Below are 723 nucleotides of genomic sequence, written 5' to 3'. Positions count from 1 at the left end.
AAAGCGCTGAACAAGCTTACAGGGCTTGGTATGCCTGAAACTCAGCATGTTGTTTAATAATCACTCAATTTTCGGGCAATTTGGTTTTCTGTCCGAATTACGCAACAAAGCCTGGCTGAGTTTCTCTTCAAACCATAGGATTTGTTCATCGATATATAAATAGCGTTCATATTGACGTGATAGAAGTTCACGCAATATTAGAGAGAGTTGGTTTTCCACCTCTTCCAATATTTCGGGAATGGCTTGTCTAAAGGCTGCTTTCCCTTTTGGGATAACAATACCGTATTCAGCAACGAGCCCTCGAACCTGGTTAATCAAACGGGTTCTTTCGGTAACACATAGTCTGCGCATTCGAATCAACGATTGAATGTCTTGTTGCTCGATGGATTTGTGTTGGACAGGGTAAACCCGTTGATAGAGTGCGAGTTCAGCAATCGCTTCAGCATCGTTATAGTCGTTCTTTTGTTTACGGCGCTGATTTTTGACATGCTGAGGAGGGTATAGCAGAACATCATGCCCAAATTTTTCGAATTCACGAGCCCAGTAATGAGCACCGGAACAGGCCTCCATCGCAATTATGCATGGACTTTGATTTGCGACGTAGTTAAGTAATCTGCTTCGTTGGAGTTTTTTACGGCTGAGGTTCTTCCCTTTGTGATTGATTTCAACAAGGAAGAAAATATTTTTTGCTAAATCGATGCCGATGATTTTATGCTGAGTCAT

1 protein-coding gene is annotated in these 723 nt (G+C 41.9%); it reads right to left on the bottom strand.

All coding sequences use genetic code 11. The features are described 5' to 3' along the window. Positions 1-60 precede the first annotated feature (60 nt). The coding region (locus KIV40_RS26400) for an IS110 family transposase (RefSeq protein ID WP_285352142.1) at positions 61-723 on the bottom strand (663 nt) is incomplete at its 5' end.

The organism is Vibrio sp. D173a, assembly GCF_030248475.1.
Note: the sequence above shows the minus strand (reverse complement) of the source record. Positions and strands in the feature narration are given on the sequence as shown.